We start from the raw sequence: 16,351 nt of genomic DNA on the forward strand, positions 1-16,351 counted from the left end.
AAAGTTCTCCAAAAATCGCGCCTTTTCAGGCTGCGTTAATTACAAATTCTTCAATCGCCTGCCGGTTGCTCCACGATTTGGTCAGTGCGGCGGCATCCGCCGCATCCACCCAGCGGTAGGTCAGATGTTCAGTGAACACGATCTCCCGTTCGTGAGGGAGCGCGAGACAGAACCACGATTCCGTGTTGCGCTCGATACCCGGTGCATAGCGATGACGTAAATGGCTAAAAATTTCGAACTCCACCGTGCGCTGACAGTCCTTCAGGGTCAGTTGCTCGCAAGCAACGTCAATGGTGACCTCTTCCTTTACTTCACGCGCGGCGGCCTGCGGCGCGGTTTCGCCTTCTTCCAGACTGCCGGTAACCGACTGCCAGAATTCAGGGTCATCGCGCCGCTGCAACATCAGCACCCGCTTCGTGTCCTGAGCGTAAATTACAACTAAGACAGAAACGGGACGCTTATATGCCATATCAGTTTTTCTCTTCCTTTTTCACCACGTCGATACCCAGCTCAGCCAGTGCGGCCGGGTTAGCGAAGCTTGGCGCTTCGGTCATCAGACACGCCGCTGCGGTGGTTTTCGGGAAGGCGATAACGTCACGGATGTTGTCGGTGCCGGTCAGCAGCATAGTCAGACGGTCGAGACCGAATGCCAGGCCTGCGTGAGGCGGCGTACCGTACTTCAGCGCATCCAGCAGGAAGCCGAACTTCTCGCGCTGTTCCTGTTCGTTGATGCCCAGAATGCCGAACACCGTCTGCTGCATCTCACCGCTGTGAATACGCACGGAGCCGCCGCCCACTTCATAGCCGTTGATAACCATATCGTAGGCGTTCGCGACTGCCTCTTCCGGTGCCGCTTTCAGCTCTGCCGCCGTCATGTCTTTTGGCGAGGTGAACGGGTGGTGCATGGCAGTCAGGCCGCCTTCACCGTCGTCTTCAAACATCGGGAAGTCGATAACCCACAACGGCGCCCATTTGCTCTCGTCGGTGAGGTTCAGATCTTTGCCCAGTTTCAGACGCAGCGCGCCCATTGCATCGGCAACAATTTTCTTATTGTCAGCGCCGAAGAAGATCATGTCGCCATCCTGTGCGCCGGTGCGCTCAAGGATCGCTTCTACAATCTCCGCATTCAGGAACTTCGCCACCGGGCTGGTGATACCTTCCAGACCTTTCGCACGCTCGGTTACTTTAATATAGGCCAGACCTTTCGCGCCGTAGATCTTGATGAAGTTGCCGTAGTCGTCAATCTGCTTACGGCTAAGCGCTGCACCGCCCGGTACACGCAGGGCTGCTACGCGACCTTTCGGATCGTTAGCCGGGCCGGCAAACACCGCAAACTCAACGGATTTCACCAGGTCAGCAACGTCCACCAGCTCCATAGGGTTACGCAGGTCTGGTTTGTCGGAGCCGTAACGACGCTCGGCTTCGGCGAAGGTCATAATGGGGAAGTCGCCCAGTTCCACGCCCTTCACGTCATTCCACAGGCTGCGCACCAGCGCTTCCATCACTTCACGCACCTGCTCAGCGGTCATGAAGGAGGTTTCCACATCGATCTGGGTAAATTCTGGCTGACGGTCAGCGCGAAGGTCTTCGTCACGGAAGCATTTTACGATCTGATAGTAGCGATCGAAGCCGGACATCATCAGCAGCTGTTTAAACAGCTGTGGAGACTGCGGCAGCGCGTAGAATTTGCCTTTATGAACGCGGGATGGCACCAGGTAATCGCGCGCGCCTTCCGGCGTGGCTTTGGTCAGCATCGGGGTTTCGATATCGAGGAAACCGTGGTCATCCATAAAGCGACGCACCAGGCTGGTGATTTTCGCACGGGTTTTCAGGCGCTGTGCCATCTCCGGGCGACGCAGATCCAGGTAGCGGTATTTCAGACGCGCTTCTTCAGTGTTGACGTGGTTGGAGTCCAGCGGCAGCGCTTCAGCACGGTTGATGATCGTCAGATCGGAGGCCAGCACTTCAATGGCACCGGTCGCCATATCTGCGTTGACGTTTTTCTCGTCACGCGCACGTACGGTGCCGGTGACCTGAATGCAGAACTCATTACGCAGCTCAGAAGCCAGCTTCAACGCGTCCGCGCGATCCGGATCGAAGAACACCTGAACGATACCTTCGCGGTCGCGCATATCAATGAAGATAAGGCTACCAAGATCACGACGACGGTTGACCCAACCACACAGGGTCACCTGCTGTCCGACGTGGGACTGACGCAGCTGCCCGCAATATTCTGTACGCATGAGATATCCCTTAATTAGCCGCAGGCTAAATGTCGCCTGGTATGCAGGCTACTATGTCGCAGCTTTCTGTATGTCACAACTGGATGAAAAAAGGCGGCTATTATACTGGAAATTCCGCCGGACGATAAGAGCGAAGCACGGCCAGACGCACGTTTGCTGCGCTCTTATTGCGCATTCTCACAAAAATTAACAAAATTATCCGACCGATAACAGGCCATAACGTCGTAAGGTGTAACGGAAGCGATTCATTTAACTGGAGTTACCATGCTGACACTTGATGCCCGCAAAACCGCCCTGGTGGTGATTGATCTACAGGAAGGGATCCTTCCCTTTGCCGGTGGCCCGCACACCGCTGATGATGTCGTCAGCCGTGCCTCCCGTCTGGCGGAAAAATGCCGCGCCAGCGGCGCACCGGTTGTCATGGTGCGCGTTGGCTGGTCGGCCGATTTTGCCGAAGCGTTAAAACAGCCGGTTGATGCCCAGGCACCCGCGCACGCTCTGCCGGAAAACTGGTGGACGTATCCGGTCTCGCTCGGCAAACGCGACAGCGATATCGAAGTGACCAAACGCCAGTGGGGCGCCTTCTACGGCACCGACCTGGAGCTACAGTTGCGCCGCCGCGGTATCGACACCATTATCCTGTGCGGGATCTCCACCAACATTGGCGTGGAATCCACCGCCCGTAACGCCTGGGAGTTGGGCTTTAACCTGGTGATTGCCGAAGACGCATGTAGCGCGGCTTCTGCGGAACAACACCAGGGCAGCATGACCCATATTTTCCCGCGCATCGGTCGCGTGCGCAGCACGGATGAGATTTTAAGCGCGTTATGATGTATGTGGGCCTGCCCCAGTGGTCGCACCCGAAATGGGTGCGCCTTGGCATAACCAGCCTTGAAGAGTACGCCCGGCACTTTAACTGCGTGGAGGGCAACACCACGCTGTATGCCCTTCCCCGGGCAGAGATTGTCGAGCGCTGGCGGGATCAAACCACGGATGATTTCCGCTTCTGCTTTAAATTTCCGGCAACCATCTCCCATAACGCCGCCCTGCGTAACTGCGGTGATTTAACCGAAGAGTTTTTTGGCCGAATGTCGCCACTGGCAAACCGTATCGGCCAGTACTGGCTGCAGCTTCCCGCCACCTTTGGTCCGCGCGATCTGCCCGCGCTCTGGCAATTCCTTGATGGCCTGCCCCGGGACTTTACCTACGGCGTGGAAGTGAGACATCCTGAATTTTTTGCCAAAGGCGAAGTGGAGAAAGCACTCAACCGGGGATTGCATGAGCGCTCAGTCAACCGCGTCATCCTTGACAGTCGTCCTGTTCACAGCGCAATTGCGCATAACGAAGCCATTATTGATGCCCAGCGCAAGAAGCCCAAAGTCCCGGTCCACGCCATCGTAACCGCGCACAATCCGATGGTCCGGTTTATCGGCAGCGACAATATGCAGCAAAATCAGGAGATGTTCGCCGTCTGGCTGCACACGTTAGCGAAATGGGAACAGACCACCACGCCGTATCTTTTTTTACATACGCCGGATATCGCCCAGGCCCCCGAACTGGTCGATACGCTCTGGCAGGCCCTGCAAACCGCGGTTCCGTCGCTCGGCAGCGCGCCGTCCATCCCACAACAATCTTCTCTTTTCTGAGATCACGCCATATCATAGAGACGCCATCTGCCAAAACACAGGGAGTTTGTATGGTCAGCGCGTTGTATGCGGTGCTAGGTGCATTACTGCTGATTAAATTTTCATTTGATGTTGTGCGACTCAGAATGCAGTACCGCGTCTCATACGGCGACGGGGGGTTTTCCGAACTGCAAAGCGCTATCCGTATCCACGGCAACGCGGTTGAGTACATTCCAGTGGCACTCATTTTGCTGCTGTTTATGGAGATGAATGGCGCCGAAACCTGGATGGTACACATTTGTGGCCTGCTGCTGATTGCGGGTCGGTTAATGCATTATTACGGCTTTCACCACCGCTTATTCCGCTGGCGTCGTTCCGGCATGAGCGCGACATGGTGTTCGCTTTTGCTGATGGTGCTGGCTAACCTTTGGTATATGCCGTGGGAGTTGGTTTTCTCCTTCCGTTAGCGCACAATACGCCACTTTATTTTTCCCGGATTTTTACGTTATGTCAGATCGCGACACGCTTTTTTCCGCGCCTATCGCCAGCCTGGGCGACTGGACCTTCGATGAACGAGTAGCCGAAGTCTTCCCGGATATGATCCAGCGCTCTGTTCCCGGTTATTCCAATATTATCTCCATGATCGGCATGCTGGCTGAGCGCTTCGTTCAACCCGGCACGCAGGTGTATGACCTGGGCTGCTCGCTCGGCGCGGCAACGTTGTCGGTACGTCGTAACGTTCATCACGAAGGCTGTAAAATCATTGCCGTCGATAACTCCCCAGCGATGGTTGAACGCTGCCGTCGCCATATTGATGCCTGGAAAGCGGCAACTCCGGTCGAGGTCGTTGAAGGCGACATTCGTGACATCGAAATCCACAACGCCTCGATGGTCGTGCTGAATTTTACCCTGCAGTTCCTGGTGCCCGATGACCGCCAGCGGCTGCTGGACAAAATTTATCAGGGCCTTAACCCCGGTGGCGCGCTGGTGCTGTCTGAGAAATTCAGCTTTGAAGACGCGACCGTCGGCGAACTGCTGTTCAACATGCACCACGATTTCAAACGTGCAAACGGCTACAGCGAGCTGGAGATTAGCCAGAAACGCAGCATGCTGGAAAACGTGATGCTGACGGACTCCGTGGAAACTCATAAAGCGCGTCTGCGCCAGGCAGGCTTTGAGCACAGCGAACTGTGGTTCCAGTGCTTTAACTTTGGCTCCCTGGTGGCGCTGAAAGCTGAGGATGCGGCATGATTGAGTTCGGTAACTTCTATCAGCTGATTGCAAAAAACCATCTCTCCCACTGGCTGGAGACCCTGCCTGCGCAGATTGCCAACTGGCAGCGCGATCAGCAGCATGGGCTGTTGAAGCAGTGGTCAAATGCGGTGGAGTTTCTGCCGGAGCTGACGCCTCACCGTCTGGATCTGCTGCACAGCGTCACGGCCGAAAGCGCAGAGCCGCTGCCCGCCGGGCAGATTAATCGCATCGAAACGCTGATGCGTAACCTGATGCCGTGGCGCAAAGGACCGTTTTCGCTCTACGGGGTGAATATCAATACTGAATGGCGCTCCGACTGGAAATGGGATCGCGTGCTGCCGCACCTCTCCGACCTGACCGGGCGTACCATTCTGGACGTCGGCTGCGGTAGCGGTTACCACATGTGGCGCATGATTGGCGCGGGCGCGCATTTAGCCGTTGGCATCGACCCGATGCAGTTGTTCCTGTGCCAGTTCGAAGCCGTGCGTAAGCTGCTGGGTAACGACCAGCGCGCGCATTTGCTGCCGCTGGGCATTGAGCAACTGCCCGCGCTGAAAGCGTTTGATACCGTCTTCTCCATGGGCGTGCTTTACCACCGCCGTTCCCCGCTGGAGCATTTATGGCAGCTGAAAGATCAGCTGGTCAGCGGCGGCGAACTGGTGCTGGAAACGCTGGTGGTCGAAGGCGATGAAAATACCGTTCTGGTTCCCGGCGATCGTTACGCGCAAATGCGCAACGTCTACTTCATTCCTTCCGCGCTGGCGCTGAAAAACTGGCTGGAGAAGTGCGGATTTGTGGATGTGCGCATCGCCGACGTCTGCGTGACCTCCATCGAGGAGCAACGCCGCACGGAGTGGATGGTGACCGAATCGCTGGAGCAGTTCCTTGACCCAACCGACCACAGCAAAACCGTTGAAGGCTATCCGGCGCCAATGCGTGCGGTGTTGATTGCCACGAAGCCGTAGCCTTTTAGCCGGGTGGCGGCTGCGCCTTACCCGGCCTGGTCATCGCAGGTTTTCTCCAAAATATTTCAAGTTGCAGCAAGGCGGCAACGCAGCGAATCCCCAGGAGCTTACATCAGTAAGTGACTGGGGGGAGCGAGGCAGCCAACGCAGCTGCGGCTTGAAATATGAAGGAGAAAAAAAGGCCCCTGTGTAATTGGCAGGGGCCTGGTACAAGCAAGCATCATATTGGGCGACATGATGCGCGGTAAAAATCGGTACGTTGCTACACGTGATGACGTTCAATCAGCGATTTCATTTCCGCAACCGACTCTCCATCTACACCGTAGCGTGAGTACTCATCCGCTTCAGCATCCGTCGACATAGACAACCCTGTATTGCGATAACGCATGGGCGACGGTATCCATTTCCCGGCAGAGCTGTGAAGCTCTTCCACCCCGGCGTTTAAAAACAGTTCCAGATTGCTGGCACGGACTCCCGCACCCGCCATTATTATTGGAACTCCGGAATGTGCTTTTAGTTCCGTAATTAATTGCAGTCCTTTTTCAGCCGACGACTGCTGGCCCGATGTCAGCACACGCGCCACGCCAAGTTCCGCAAGGGTATCAAAGGCTTGCAATGGGTTTTTACACATATCGAACGCGCGATGAAATGTTACCGCCATCCCCTTCGCGGCCGCCATTATCTGGCGCATACGCGGTACATCGACGTTGCCTTCTTCATCGAGCAGCCCCGTCACCAGCCCCGGGAAACCCAGATCGCGAACAAGGGCGATATCGTCAAGCATGGCACTGAACTCGCCTGCCGAGTAACAAAAATCACCGCCCCGAGGACGAATGATAGGGTGTACCGGAACGGTGACAGCCTGACGGGCAGACTTCAACACACCGTACGAGGGCGTTAACCCCCCTTCTTTCGGTGCCGCGCACAGTTCAATGCGGTCTGCCCCCCGCCGTTGCGCCATCACGGCACACTCCACGCTGTAACAGCAAATCTCCAGCCGCGCCATCCACTCCTCCTTAAATTCCGCGTAATGCACCATCATGACACGCCGCTCCCGGTCGGTCTTCGCGTGTCGTCACAACGCTTACTCTTCGCTGGCAACAATCTGTTCTATCGTCCAGGGATGGAACTTCACCGTCACCTGTCCGTCAGTCACGGCCAGCGTCGGGTTTGGTAAACGCTCGCGCTCGCCTTTTGGTGAACTCGTTTTCACAAAGATACCCGGCTTGCTCAACCCCTCATCAGACAGCAGCGCCAGCGCGCGCGCATTCAGCGTTTCGGGCTCGCCTGGCAGCACGATTTCGATGTGCTCCCAGCCTTCATGCGGGTAACGTTTTTCTCCCGGCCACGGCAGTTCAACAACGCTAAACTGCCAGTGCGCTACGCAGACCGGCTCATGCAGTTTAAACAGACAGATAGGACGGCCGTTGATGATGTTCTCAGAGAGCAGTTCCCCGCACTGTTCAAACCCGCGACGCCAGCGCTCGGCTGTGGCGTTCTGATGACAGCGCAAGGAGATGTGATCGGCCTCAAGCGGCGCAATGTCCAGACCAAGACGTGTGGCAAGTTCTGTGAACGCCTGGGTAAAGCGCGGTAAATCTGCGGAAATATCATGCAGTTCGTCAATGGATTGCCAGTTCGCCATAAATCAGTCTCTTATCGTGTCGCAAAGCCGCTAATTTACTCTGTTGCCCCCTTTTGACCAACCGCGGAATGACGCTTTTTATCACTGCATGATTATGCATGCTTTCTTAGCCTGGATTCTGCGCAATCTTCGCCCCCCGCAATGCTGACGCCAGAAGGCATTTGCAGTATACTCCCGCCCTCATTCTTTAACTGGCGCGGGTGGCAGTCAGCCCGCATCAAAAACGTAAGGTATCCAGGTGAATATTCAGGCTCTTCTCTCAGAAAAAGTCAGTCAGGCACTGATTGCCGCAGGTGCGCCTGCGGATTGCGAACCGCAGGTTCGTCAGTCAGCGAAAGTACAGTTTGGCGACTATCAGGCTAATGGCGTGATGGCAGTGGCTAAAAAACTGGGCATGCCGCCGCGACAACTGGCTGAGCAGGTGCTGACTCATCTGGATCTCACCGGCATTGCCAGCAAAACCGAAATCGCGGGCCCGGGCTTTATCAACATTTTCCTTGAGCCGGCCTTCCTGGCAAGCCACGTTGACGCAGCGCTGAAATCTGACCGTCTGGGCGTAACCCAGCCAGAGCCACAGACCGTGGTGATTGACTACTCCGCGCCAAACGTCGCGAAAGAGATGCACGTTGGCCACCTGCGCTCCACCATCATCGGTGACGCGGCAGTACGCACCCTTGAGTTCCTCGGTCACAAGGTGATCCGCGCGAACCACGTTGGCGACTGGGGTACCCAGTTCGGTATGCTGATTGCTTACCTGGAAAAACAGCAGCAGGAAAACGCGGGTGAAATGGCGCTGGCGGACCTGGAAGGGTTCTACCGTGAAGCCAAAAAACACTACGACGAAGATGAAGCCTTCGCCGAGCGCGCGCGTAGCTATGTGGTGAAACTGCAGGGCGGCGACCCGTACTTCCTGGAGATGTGGCGCAAGCTGGTGGACATCACCATGTCCCAGAACCAGCTCACCTATAACCGTCTGAACGTCACCCTGACCCGCGACGACGTGATGGGTGAAAGCCTCTATAACCCAATGCTGCCGGGCATTGTGGCTGACCTGAAGGCCAAACATCTGGCGGTTGAGAGCGAAGGCGCAACGGTCGTATTCCTTGATGAGTACAAAAACAAGGAAGGCGAACCGATGGGCGTGATCATCCAGAAAAAGGATGGCGGCTACCTCTACACCACCACCGATATCGCCTGTGCGAAGTACCGTTACGAAACGCTGCATGCTGACCGCGTGCTCTACTACATCGACTCCCGTCAGCACCAGCACCTGATGCAGGCGTGGACTATCGTGCGTAAAGCCGGTTATGTTCCCGATTGCGTACCGCTGGAACACCACATGTTCGGCATGATGCTGGGTAAAGACGGCAAGCCGTTCAAAACCCGTGCGGGCGGTACGGTGAAGCTGTCCGACCTGCTGGATGAAGCGCTGGAACGCGCCCGTCGCCTGGTGGCAGAGAAGAACCCGGATATGCCGGCCGAGGAGCTGGAAAAACTGGCGAACGCCGTGGGTATCGGTGCGGTGAAATACGCGGATCTCTCCAAGAACCGTACCACCGACTATATCTTCGACTGGGACAACATGCTGGCGTTTGAAGGTAACACCGCGCCGTACATGCAGTATGCCTACACCCGCGTGCTCTCGGTGTTCCGTAAAGCGAATATCGATGAAAGCGTGCTGGCGAATGCGACCGTCACCATTACCGAAGATCGTGAAGCCCAGCTGGCGGCCCGTCTGCTGCAGTTTGAAGAGACGCTGTCCGTGGTTGCACGCGACGGTACGCCGCATGTGATGTGTGCTTACCTGTACGATCTGGCCGGTCTGTTCTCCGGCTTCTACGAGCACTGCCCTATTCTGTCTGCGGAAAATGAATCGGTCCGCAACAGCCGCCTGAAGCTGGCGCAGCTGACGGCGAAGACCCTGAAGCTGGGTCTGGATACCCTGGGTATCGAAACCGTAGAACGTATGTAATACAAAAAACCCGGCTATCATCGCCGGTTTTTTTTATGATCAGAAGTACTTCCGCAAATACTCCGTCAAACAGAAGATTGCCATTGCCTGACCGTACGGCATCGACGTCAGCGGGATCTGGCGGTAAAACTCCAGATCGCTCCCCATCCCGGTTCCGAACGACGTTTGCAGCAGTTCCCCTTCCGGCGAGATGTTTTTCACAATCCCTCTGATGGCTTTCTCCGCGACATCAGCGTATTCCGCCGCCACATAGCGTTTACGCACGGCCTTAAGAATACCGTAGGCAAAACCTGCCGTGGCCGACGCCTCCAGGTATGAGTCTGGGTCGTCGAGCAGCGTATGCCACAGGCCACTGTCGTCCTGACATGTCGCCAGCGCGGCAATCTGCGCATTGAGCACCTGCGTCAGATAACGGCGCACGGCGTTGTTTTCCGGCAGATCGACCAGTTCGAGGAAGTCCGGGATCACAATGGTGAGCCAGCTGTTGCCACGCGCCCAGCGGGCATGGGCAAAGTTATGGTTGCCGTCATAGTTCCAGCCGTGGAACCACAGCCCGGTCTCCCGGTCCATCAGGTTCTGCACGTGCAGCAGGAACTGGTACACGGCCTCCTCAACGTATTCCGGTTTGTTCAGCAGCTTGCCAATTTTGGCCAGCGGCAGGACCGTCATCATCAGCGTGTCATCCCACATCTGCTGCGCGTTCTCTTCCGCCAGGGTAATGTGCTGCATGCCGCCGTGTTCGGTACGCGGCATCTCATGCATCGCCCACTCCGCCCAGCTCTCCAGCCACGGCAGCCAGGCCGGATTTCGGGTCTCTTCGTAGCGGTACGCCAGCGTCAGGAACGGCGACATGGTATTTACGTTTTTGGTGGTTGCCCCTTCCGCAAAACGGTCCGCAAACCAGCTGTCGATAATGTCGCGCATCCCGTCGTCGCCGGTCTGGCAGTAGTACTGCCAGATACCGTACAACCCGACGCCGTGCGTCCACTCCCACTCTGCCCAGCCTTTGGTATCTATGACGCGCCCGTCGTCCAGCCGCAGCAAAAATTCACCCGTTTTGTCGTGGATATTGACCAGGTTATGCGTCACCTTCTGAATCAGCGATTTCAGCTCGTCCCTGGCGATAAAACGCTCTGGCTGACGCAGCAAGGGGCTATGTTTGACAGGCCAAACTTTCATCATCTTAACCTCTGTTGTATGTCGAATTCAGTACCGCACGTCCCTTCAGCGAAGGGGCCGCTGGTTTATTGCGATTGAGATAACCAATGTTGTTATTCCCCCACAAGGATTCGAACGGCATACCGGCCAGCATTTCCACGGTGGCGCGGGCGTGCGGGCTGGCCGCTTCAGGCATGGCGCGGCCCGATTCGCGCATTTTCGCGGTCTCTTCGCGCAGCGTGCTGTGGGTTTGTAGATTGAGCCTGAAGCGCAGGGAAACCAGGAAACCGCAGAACAGCACCAGAAGGGTTCCCACGCTCAAAATCAGCAGAATGGTGTGGCTGACTTCAGCAGGCTGGGTTTTCTGACCGCTGACAAAGCCGGACATCTGCATCACGATGCCCACCAGCATTACCGCACCGGCCTGAGACGCTTTTCGGGTCAATGTCATGATACCGGCGAAGATGCCCTCACGACGCTGGCCGGTGATCACTTCGTCCACGTCAGCAATGTAGGTATAGGTGTTCCACGGCACATAGTTGATACCGCCGCGACCAAGACCGGCAACCGCGGAGATTAGCAACAGCAGAGCGTAAACGTCGCTCAGCCCGGCATAATACAGCACGGCGTAAGAGAGAGAGGCCAGGCCAAACAGCACCACCACCATGCGGTAAGACGGCGCAGGCCCAAAGCGAATACACAGCGGGATCATCCCAATCACGGCAAGGAACTGGAAGATGGCCATCGTGCCCAGCAGGTTCGATGCCATTGACGCCTCCTGCATCAGCACAAACACCACGTAATAGGTAAAGACGGCGTTGAAGACGTCCTGCGCAATGTAGCCGCCGAGGTACATGCCCAGGTGCTGACGGAAAATCTTGATGCGCAGCGTCGAGCTTAACTCCACAAACAGGCGATTCAGGCTCTGGCCCAGGGTCAGTTTTTTCTTCTCTTCTTCCGCGCGCAGGGCCGCTTCGGACCACTCCTCGCGCGGGCGCTCCCAGGTGAAGAACCAGACAAAGGTCAGCATCAGCGCGCACAGCACGGAGAAGACCAGGCTTGCGTAGAAGAATGAAATCGCGTTGTCTTTACCAAAGTGGGTCAGCAGGATCCCCGGCAGGAACGAAGCCAGGATAGCGGACATCTGCGCCATCGAAATACGCGTACCGGAGAATTTCGTTTTCTGTTTAAAGTCATCGGTCATCTCCGGGACCAGCGTTTCATACGGCACCAGAATCATGGTGTAGACGATATCGAAGACCAGATAGGTCAGCAGGTAGTACCAGAAATTCATCTCCCCAACCCACATCAGGGAGTAGCTGAAGACGCAGGGAATGCCGAGCAGAATAAAGAATTTGCGGCGGCCAAAGCGTTTGCCCAGCCAGGTGGTGCCAAAGTTATCGGTTAAAAAGCCCATCAGCGGGCTGACCACCGCGTCCAGCACCCTTGCAGCAGCAAAAATAAAGGTCGCTTCAATCGGTGTGAGTCCACAGAAGGTCGTATAAAAATACAAAAGCCAGGCCGCCGTCAGCGCGGTCGTTCCCGCGCCGAGGAAATCCCCTGCCCCGTATGCAAGATAGTTTGCGAGTCCAATTTTTCGTGTTTTCATTGCCGTCAACCCTAATCAGTTTTAGGAGACCCCCTGTAAGCAAACCTCGTCCGGGAGTTTTTACACGGCTACAGTAGAATTAACGCACTGTGGAAACCTTTCTGTTTCTGCCATCACACCGCAAAGGCTGGCAAAAATGCAAAGAGTGTCATTACGTGCATCACTGATTTATAAAACAGCGTTTCTATTACTTCAAAAGGCGAGGTCATTTTTGCGAGCCCGCTATCATAATCACTGATAACGGGCGTTGAGGCAGGCAACTAGCGGTAGTTAACGATAACGGAATTACTCTGCACCTTGAGCGCCGGGATCAACCGCCCGCCGCCCGGCACTTCCCAGATAAAGCGTAAAGGTTCTATAGCAGGTACGCCGTTAAACGCCTGGGTAGTGCCGCTCTCTCCGTCAATTTCCGTGCAACGGCTCTGGGAGCACAGACGCACCTGCAGCCCGGCAGGCGTCGGGCCAATCAGCGAGTAGTTCCACACCACCAGGCTCATCTGACCGGACACCGGTTCAGAAGGCGCCAGCGGGCGCGACGACATCGCCACGCCACGGTTGCTGAGGGTCACGCCGATGCTGCTGGCCTGCCAGCTCCCTTCGCCCGCGGCCTGCGCCACCAGCGGGAAGAGTAATAGCCCTAACCACTTACGCATTATTTACCTCCAATCGTCGCCGTCATACGAATATGGCGATTATCAGACAGCTCCAGATTCGACAGCACCACCAGCTGGTTCAGGCTACGACGCAGGAAGCGTGACAGCAGCGGACGCAGCGCATGGTTCACCAGCAGCACCGGCGGTGCCCCCAGCATCTCCTGACGCGCCAGCGCCTCCTGTGTTTGCGCCAGCAGACGGTCAGCCAGACCCGGCTCCAGCCCGCCACCGCCCTGCAGGGCCTGCAACAGCAGACGTTCCAGCGGCGTATCCAGGCCAATCACCTGCACTTCGCCGGTGCCCGGGAACCACTGCTGGGTGATCGCGCGGCCCAGCGCCACGCGCACCACCGCCGTCAGCTCATGCGGATCGCTTTGCAGCGGCGCGTGCTCGGCGAGGGTTTCCAGAATGGTGCGCATATCGCGGATCGGCACTTTTTCATCAAGCAGGTTTTGCAGCACCTTATGCAGGGTGGTCAACGTCAGCACGCCCGGTACCAGATCCTCCGTCAGCTTCGGCATCTCCTGGCTCACGCGGTCGAGTAACTGCTGTGCTTCCTGACGGCCAAACAGCTCTGCTGAGAACTGTCCAATCAGGTGGTTAAGATGGGTAGCCACCACGGTACTGGCCTCCACCACGGTATACCCCTGAATTTGTGCCTGCTCTTTGAGCGCGCTTTCAATCCAGATAGCGGCCAGACCAAACGCGGGATCGATGGTCTGTTCACCCGGCAGCGTACCGGCGGCTGTGCCCGGGTTAATCGCCAGCCAGCGGCCTGGATACGCATCACCGCTGCCAATCTCAACCCCTTTCATCAGAATACGGTAGCGGGCAGGCGGAAGATCCATGTTGTCGCGGATGTGCACAACCGGCGGCAGGAAGCCCATATCCTGGGCGAATTTTTTCCGGATACTGCGGATACGGCCAAGCAGTTCGCCATCCTGCTGGAAATCGACCATCGGGATCAGACGGTAACCCACTTCCATCCCCAGCGAATCTTCCAGCTGAACGTCGTTCCAGGTGGCTTCCACGGCCTGCGTGTTCTCCGGCATTTTTACCGGTACAGGTTCTGCCGCGGGTTTCATTTCACGGCCACGCATCCACCAGGCAAGGCCCAGCAGTGCTGCCGTGAACAGCAGGAAAACCAGGTTCGGCATGCCCGGCACCAGGCCGAGCAGACCCAGCACCGCCGCCGCCAGCAGCATGACGCGCGGGTTGCTGAACAGCTGACCAACCATCTGCTCGCCAACGTCCTGATCGGTACTGACGCGGGTAACAATAACGCCCGCGGCGGTAGAAATGACCAGCGCCGGGATCTGGGCAACCAGACCATCACCAATGGTCAGCAGCGTATAGCTTTCAGCCGCCTGGCCCATGCCCATGCCATGCTGCAGTACCCCAACAAGCAGGCCACCCACCACGTTAATCACCATGATGAGAATGCCCGCGATGGCGTCACCGCGCACAAACTTACTCGCACCGTCCATTGAGCCGTAGAAGTCCGCTTCCTGGGTCACTTCCGCACGGCGTTTTTTCGCTTCATCTTCCGCGATAAGCCCGGCGTTAAGGTCGGCGTCGATCGCCATCTGCTTACCCGGCATCCCGTCCAGCACAAAGCGCGCACCCACTTCCGCAATACGCCCTGCACCTTTGGTGATAACCATAAAGTTGATGATAACGAGGATGACAAACACCACGATGCCGATGGCAAAGTTACCGCCCACGAGGAAGTGGCCAAAGGCCTCAACCACTTTGCCCGCTGCTGCCGCGCCGGTGTGGCCTTCCATCAGGATGATACGCGTGGACGCCACGTTCAGCGCCAGTCGTAACAGGGTGGTAAACAGCAGGATGGTCGGAAACGCCGCAAACTCAAGGGTACGCTGGGTGAACATCGCCACCAGCAGCACCATGATGGACAACGCAATGTTGAAAGTGAAAAGCAGGTCGAGGATGAATGCCGGCAGCGGCAAAACCATCATCGACAGGATTAGCAGGATGAGGATCGGCCCGGCAAGGATTTGCCATTGGGTCGATTTCAGGTTGCCGGGCAGGCGCAACATTGCCACCAGATTAGCCATCAGTGTCCTTCTCGTTCATAAAATCCAGCGCAGCAGGCACCGGAAGGTTCTCAGGTTTGACAGGTCGTTGACCGCCAGCCAGACGCCAGCGTTTCAACTGCCATACCCAGGCCAGCACTTCCGCCACGGCGGCGTAGAGTTGTCCTGGGATCTGTTGTCCAATTTCCGCGTGGCGGTACAACGCACGCGCCAGCGGCGGCGCTTCCAGTATTGGCACCCGGTTTTCCGTGCCAATCTCGCGGATGCGCAGAGCGATTAAGCCCGCCCCCTTCGCCACCACTTTCGGCGCGCTCATTTTGTTTTCGTCGTACTGCAGCGCAACGGAATAGTGGGTCGGGTTGGTGACAATAACGTCGGCTTTCGGCACATCTTCCATCATCCGTCGACGGGCGGCGGCGCGCTGCATCTGGCGGATACGCCCTTTCACGTGCGGGTCACCTTCCATCTGCTTATATTCGTCACGGATATCCTGACGGGACATGCGCAGTTTTTTGAAGTGGCTGTACAGCTGGAAGATGACGTCGAACCCCACCATCGGAATAATGCTGAGGACCACCAGCAGCGCGCAGAGTCCGACCAGATTCAATGCATTGCTCATCGCGGTCAGAGGCGACTCGCTGATAAGCCGCATCATTTCCGGCCAGTTGTGCCACAGGTAAAACCCCGCGGCACTGCCCATTAACGCCGCTTTGAGGATGGCTTTAAGCAGTTCTGCCCCGGTCTGTGCGGAGAACATTTTCGCGATGCCGGACAGCGGGTTCAGTTTGGAAAATTTCGGTTGCAGCGATTTGGTGCTAAAGACCAGACCGCCAAGCATCACCGGCGAGATCAGCGCGACCAGCACCACCCCCGTAATCAGGGGCAGCAGTGCGACCATGGCCCCTTTAATAAGCTGAATAATCTGGCTGAGGATAAGGTTTGGGTCGTTGACCATACTGTGGTCGAAACGCAATCCGGCAGAGAGCATCCCCGCCAGTTTTCGGGCGAGCGACTCCCCCCCCCACCAGATGATGCACACACCCACAATAAGGATCAGCAGGGATGTCAGCTCTCGGGATCGGGGGATCTGCCCTTCCTCACGCGCTTTTTCAAGTCGGTGGGGTGTGGGGGCTTCTGTTCGGTCGTCGTTCTCTTCTGCCACAGTGCATG

15 protein-coding genes are annotated in these 16,351 nt (G+C 56.9%); 6 read left to right on the forward strand and 9 right to left on the reverse strand.

Features of this window, described 5'->3' with window-relative positions; all coding sequences use genetic code 11:
* Positions 1–25: 25 nt before the first annotated feature.
* Together nudB and aspS are read right to left on the reverse strand one after the other, a co-directional pair.
* Positions 26–469, reverse strand: coding sequence for a dihydroneopterin triphosphate diphosphatase (gene nudB, locus HX884_RS02445; RefSeq protein WP_023620451.1), 444 nt, complete (start codon positions 467–469; stop codon positions 26–28).
* A gap of 1 nt (position 470) precedes the next feature.
* Positions 471–2,243, reverse strand: coding sequence for an aspartate--tRNA ligase (gene aspS / locus HX884_RS02450; protein ID WP_013096080.1), 1,773 nt, complete (start codon positions 2,241–2,243; stop codon positions 471–473).
* A 264-nt stretch (positions 2,244–2,507) separates the two neighbouring features.
* Here aspS and HX884_RS02455 point away from each other — a divergent pair, with 264 nt between their 5' ends.
* Genes HX884_RS02455 through cmoB form a run of 5 tightly spaced genes read left to right on the forward strand, consistent with a single transcriptional unit; the run spans position 2,508 to position 6,087 of the window.
* Positions 2,508–3,074, forward strand: coding sequence for a hydrolase (locus HX884_RS02455; protein ID WP_178327601.1), 567 nt, complete (start codon positions 2,508–2,510; stop codon positions 3,072–3,074).
* Positions 3,071–3,889: a DUF72 domain-containing protein gene (locus tag HX884_RS02460; protein WP_178327602.1), complete on the forward strand. Its 819-nt coding sequence runs from the start codon at positions 3,071–3,073 to the stop codon at positions 3,887–3,889. The genes HX884_RS02455 and HX884_RS02460 overlap by 4 nt, the downstream gene beginning before the upstream one ends.
* A gap of 50 nt (positions 3,890–3,939) precedes the next feature.
* Positions 3,940–4,335 carry an MAPEG family protein gene (locus tag HX884_RS02465; RefSeq protein ID WP_013096077.1) on the forward strand — a complete coding sequence of 132 codons (396 nt, stop codon included), beginning with the start codon at positions 3,940–3,942 and terminating at the stop codon, positions 4,333–4,335.
* A gap of 40 nt (positions 4,336–4,375) precedes the next feature.
* Positions 4,376–5,119, forward strand: a complete 744-nt coding sequence (cmoA, locus tag HX884_RS02470) for a carboxy-S-adenosyl-L-methionine synthase CmoA (protein WP_013096076.1) — start codon at positions 4,376–4,378, stop codon at positions 5,117–5,119.
* Positions 5,116–6,087: a tRNA 5-methoxyuridine(34)/uridine 5-oxyacetic acid(34) synthase CmoB gene (cmoB, locus tag HX884_RS02475; RefSeq protein ID WP_095439701.1), complete on the forward strand. Its 972-nt coding sequence runs from the start codon at positions 5,116–5,118 to the stop codon at positions 6,085–6,087. The genes cmoA and cmoB overlap by 4 nt, the downstream gene beginning before the upstream one ends.
* Before the next feature lie 262 nt (positions 6,088–6,349).
* Here the strand turns inward: cmoB and cutC are convergent, their stop codons facing one another.
* Together cutC and HX884_RS02485 are read right to left on the reverse strand one after the other, a co-directional pair.
* The gene (cutC, locus tag HX884_RS02480) at positions 6,350–7,093 is read right to left on the reverse strand and encodes a copper homeostasis protein CutC (protein WP_045292662.1); all 744 of its coding nucleotides are present in this window, start codon (positions 7,091–7,093) and stop codon (positions 6,350–6,352) included.
* A 78-nt stretch (positions 7,094–7,171) separates the two neighbouring features.
* A complete protein-coding gene (locus HX884_RS02485; protein WP_038419925.1) occupies positions 7,172–7,732 on the reverse strand; it encodes a VOC family protein in 561 nt (186 codons plus the stop codon).
* Between the two features lie 238 nt (positions 7,733–7,970).
* Between HX884_RS02485 and argS the strand changes: the two genes are divergently transcribed.
* Positions 7,971–9,704 (forward strand): arginine--tRNA ligase, encoded by a 1,734-nt coding sequence (gene argS, locus HX884_RS02490; RefSeq protein WP_029882318.1) that lies wholly within the window; start codon positions 7,971–7,973, stop codon positions 9,702–9,704.
* A 39-nt stretch (positions 9,705–9,743) separates the two neighbouring features.
* Here the strand turns inward: argS and HX884_RS02495 are convergent, their stop codons facing one another.
* The 5 genes from HX884_RS02495 to flhB form a co-directional block, all read right to left on the reverse strand.
* Entirely contained in the window at positions 9,744–10,883 is a 1,140-nt protein-coding gene (locus tag HX884_RS02495) for a glycoside hydrolase family 105 protein (protein WP_178327615.1), read from the reverse strand.
* A 4-nt stretch (positions 10,884–10,887) separates the two neighbouring features.
* Positions 10,888–12,471 carry an MFS transporter gene (locus tag HX884_RS02500; protein ID WP_178327603.1) on the reverse strand — a complete coding sequence of 528 codons (1,584 nt, stop codon included), beginning with the start codon at positions 12,469–12,471 and terminating at the stop codon, positions 10,888–10,890.
* A gap of 260 nt (positions 12,472–12,731) precedes the next feature.
* Entirely contained in the window at positions 12,732–13,124 is a 393-nt protein-coding gene (locus tag HX884_RS02505) for a flagellar protein FlhE (protein ID WP_013096068.1), read from the reverse strand.
* Positions 13,124–15,202 (reverse strand): flagellar biosynthesis protein FlhA, encoded by a 2,079-nt coding sequence (flhA, locus tag HX884_RS02510; RefSeq protein WP_020687642.1) that lies wholly within the window; start codon positions 15,200–15,202, stop codon positions 13,124–13,126. The genes HX884_RS02505 and flhA overlap by 1 nt, the downstream gene beginning before the upstream one ends.
* Positions 15,195–16,343 (reverse strand): flagellar biosynthesis protein FlhB, encoded by a 1,149-nt coding sequence (gene flhB / locus HX884_RS02515; protein WP_178327604.1) that lies wholly within the window; start codon positions 16,341–16,343, stop codon positions 15,195–15,197. The genes flhA and flhB overlap by 8 nt, the downstream gene beginning before the upstream one ends.
* Positions 16,344–16,351: the final 8 nt, after the last annotated feature.

Origin of the sequence: Enterobacter sp. SECR19-1250 (assembly GCF_013391025.1) — a bacterium.
Classification (GTDB): Bacteria; Pseudomonadota; Gammaproteobacteria; order Enterobacterales; family Enterobacteriaceae; genus Enterobacter; species Enterobacter cloacae.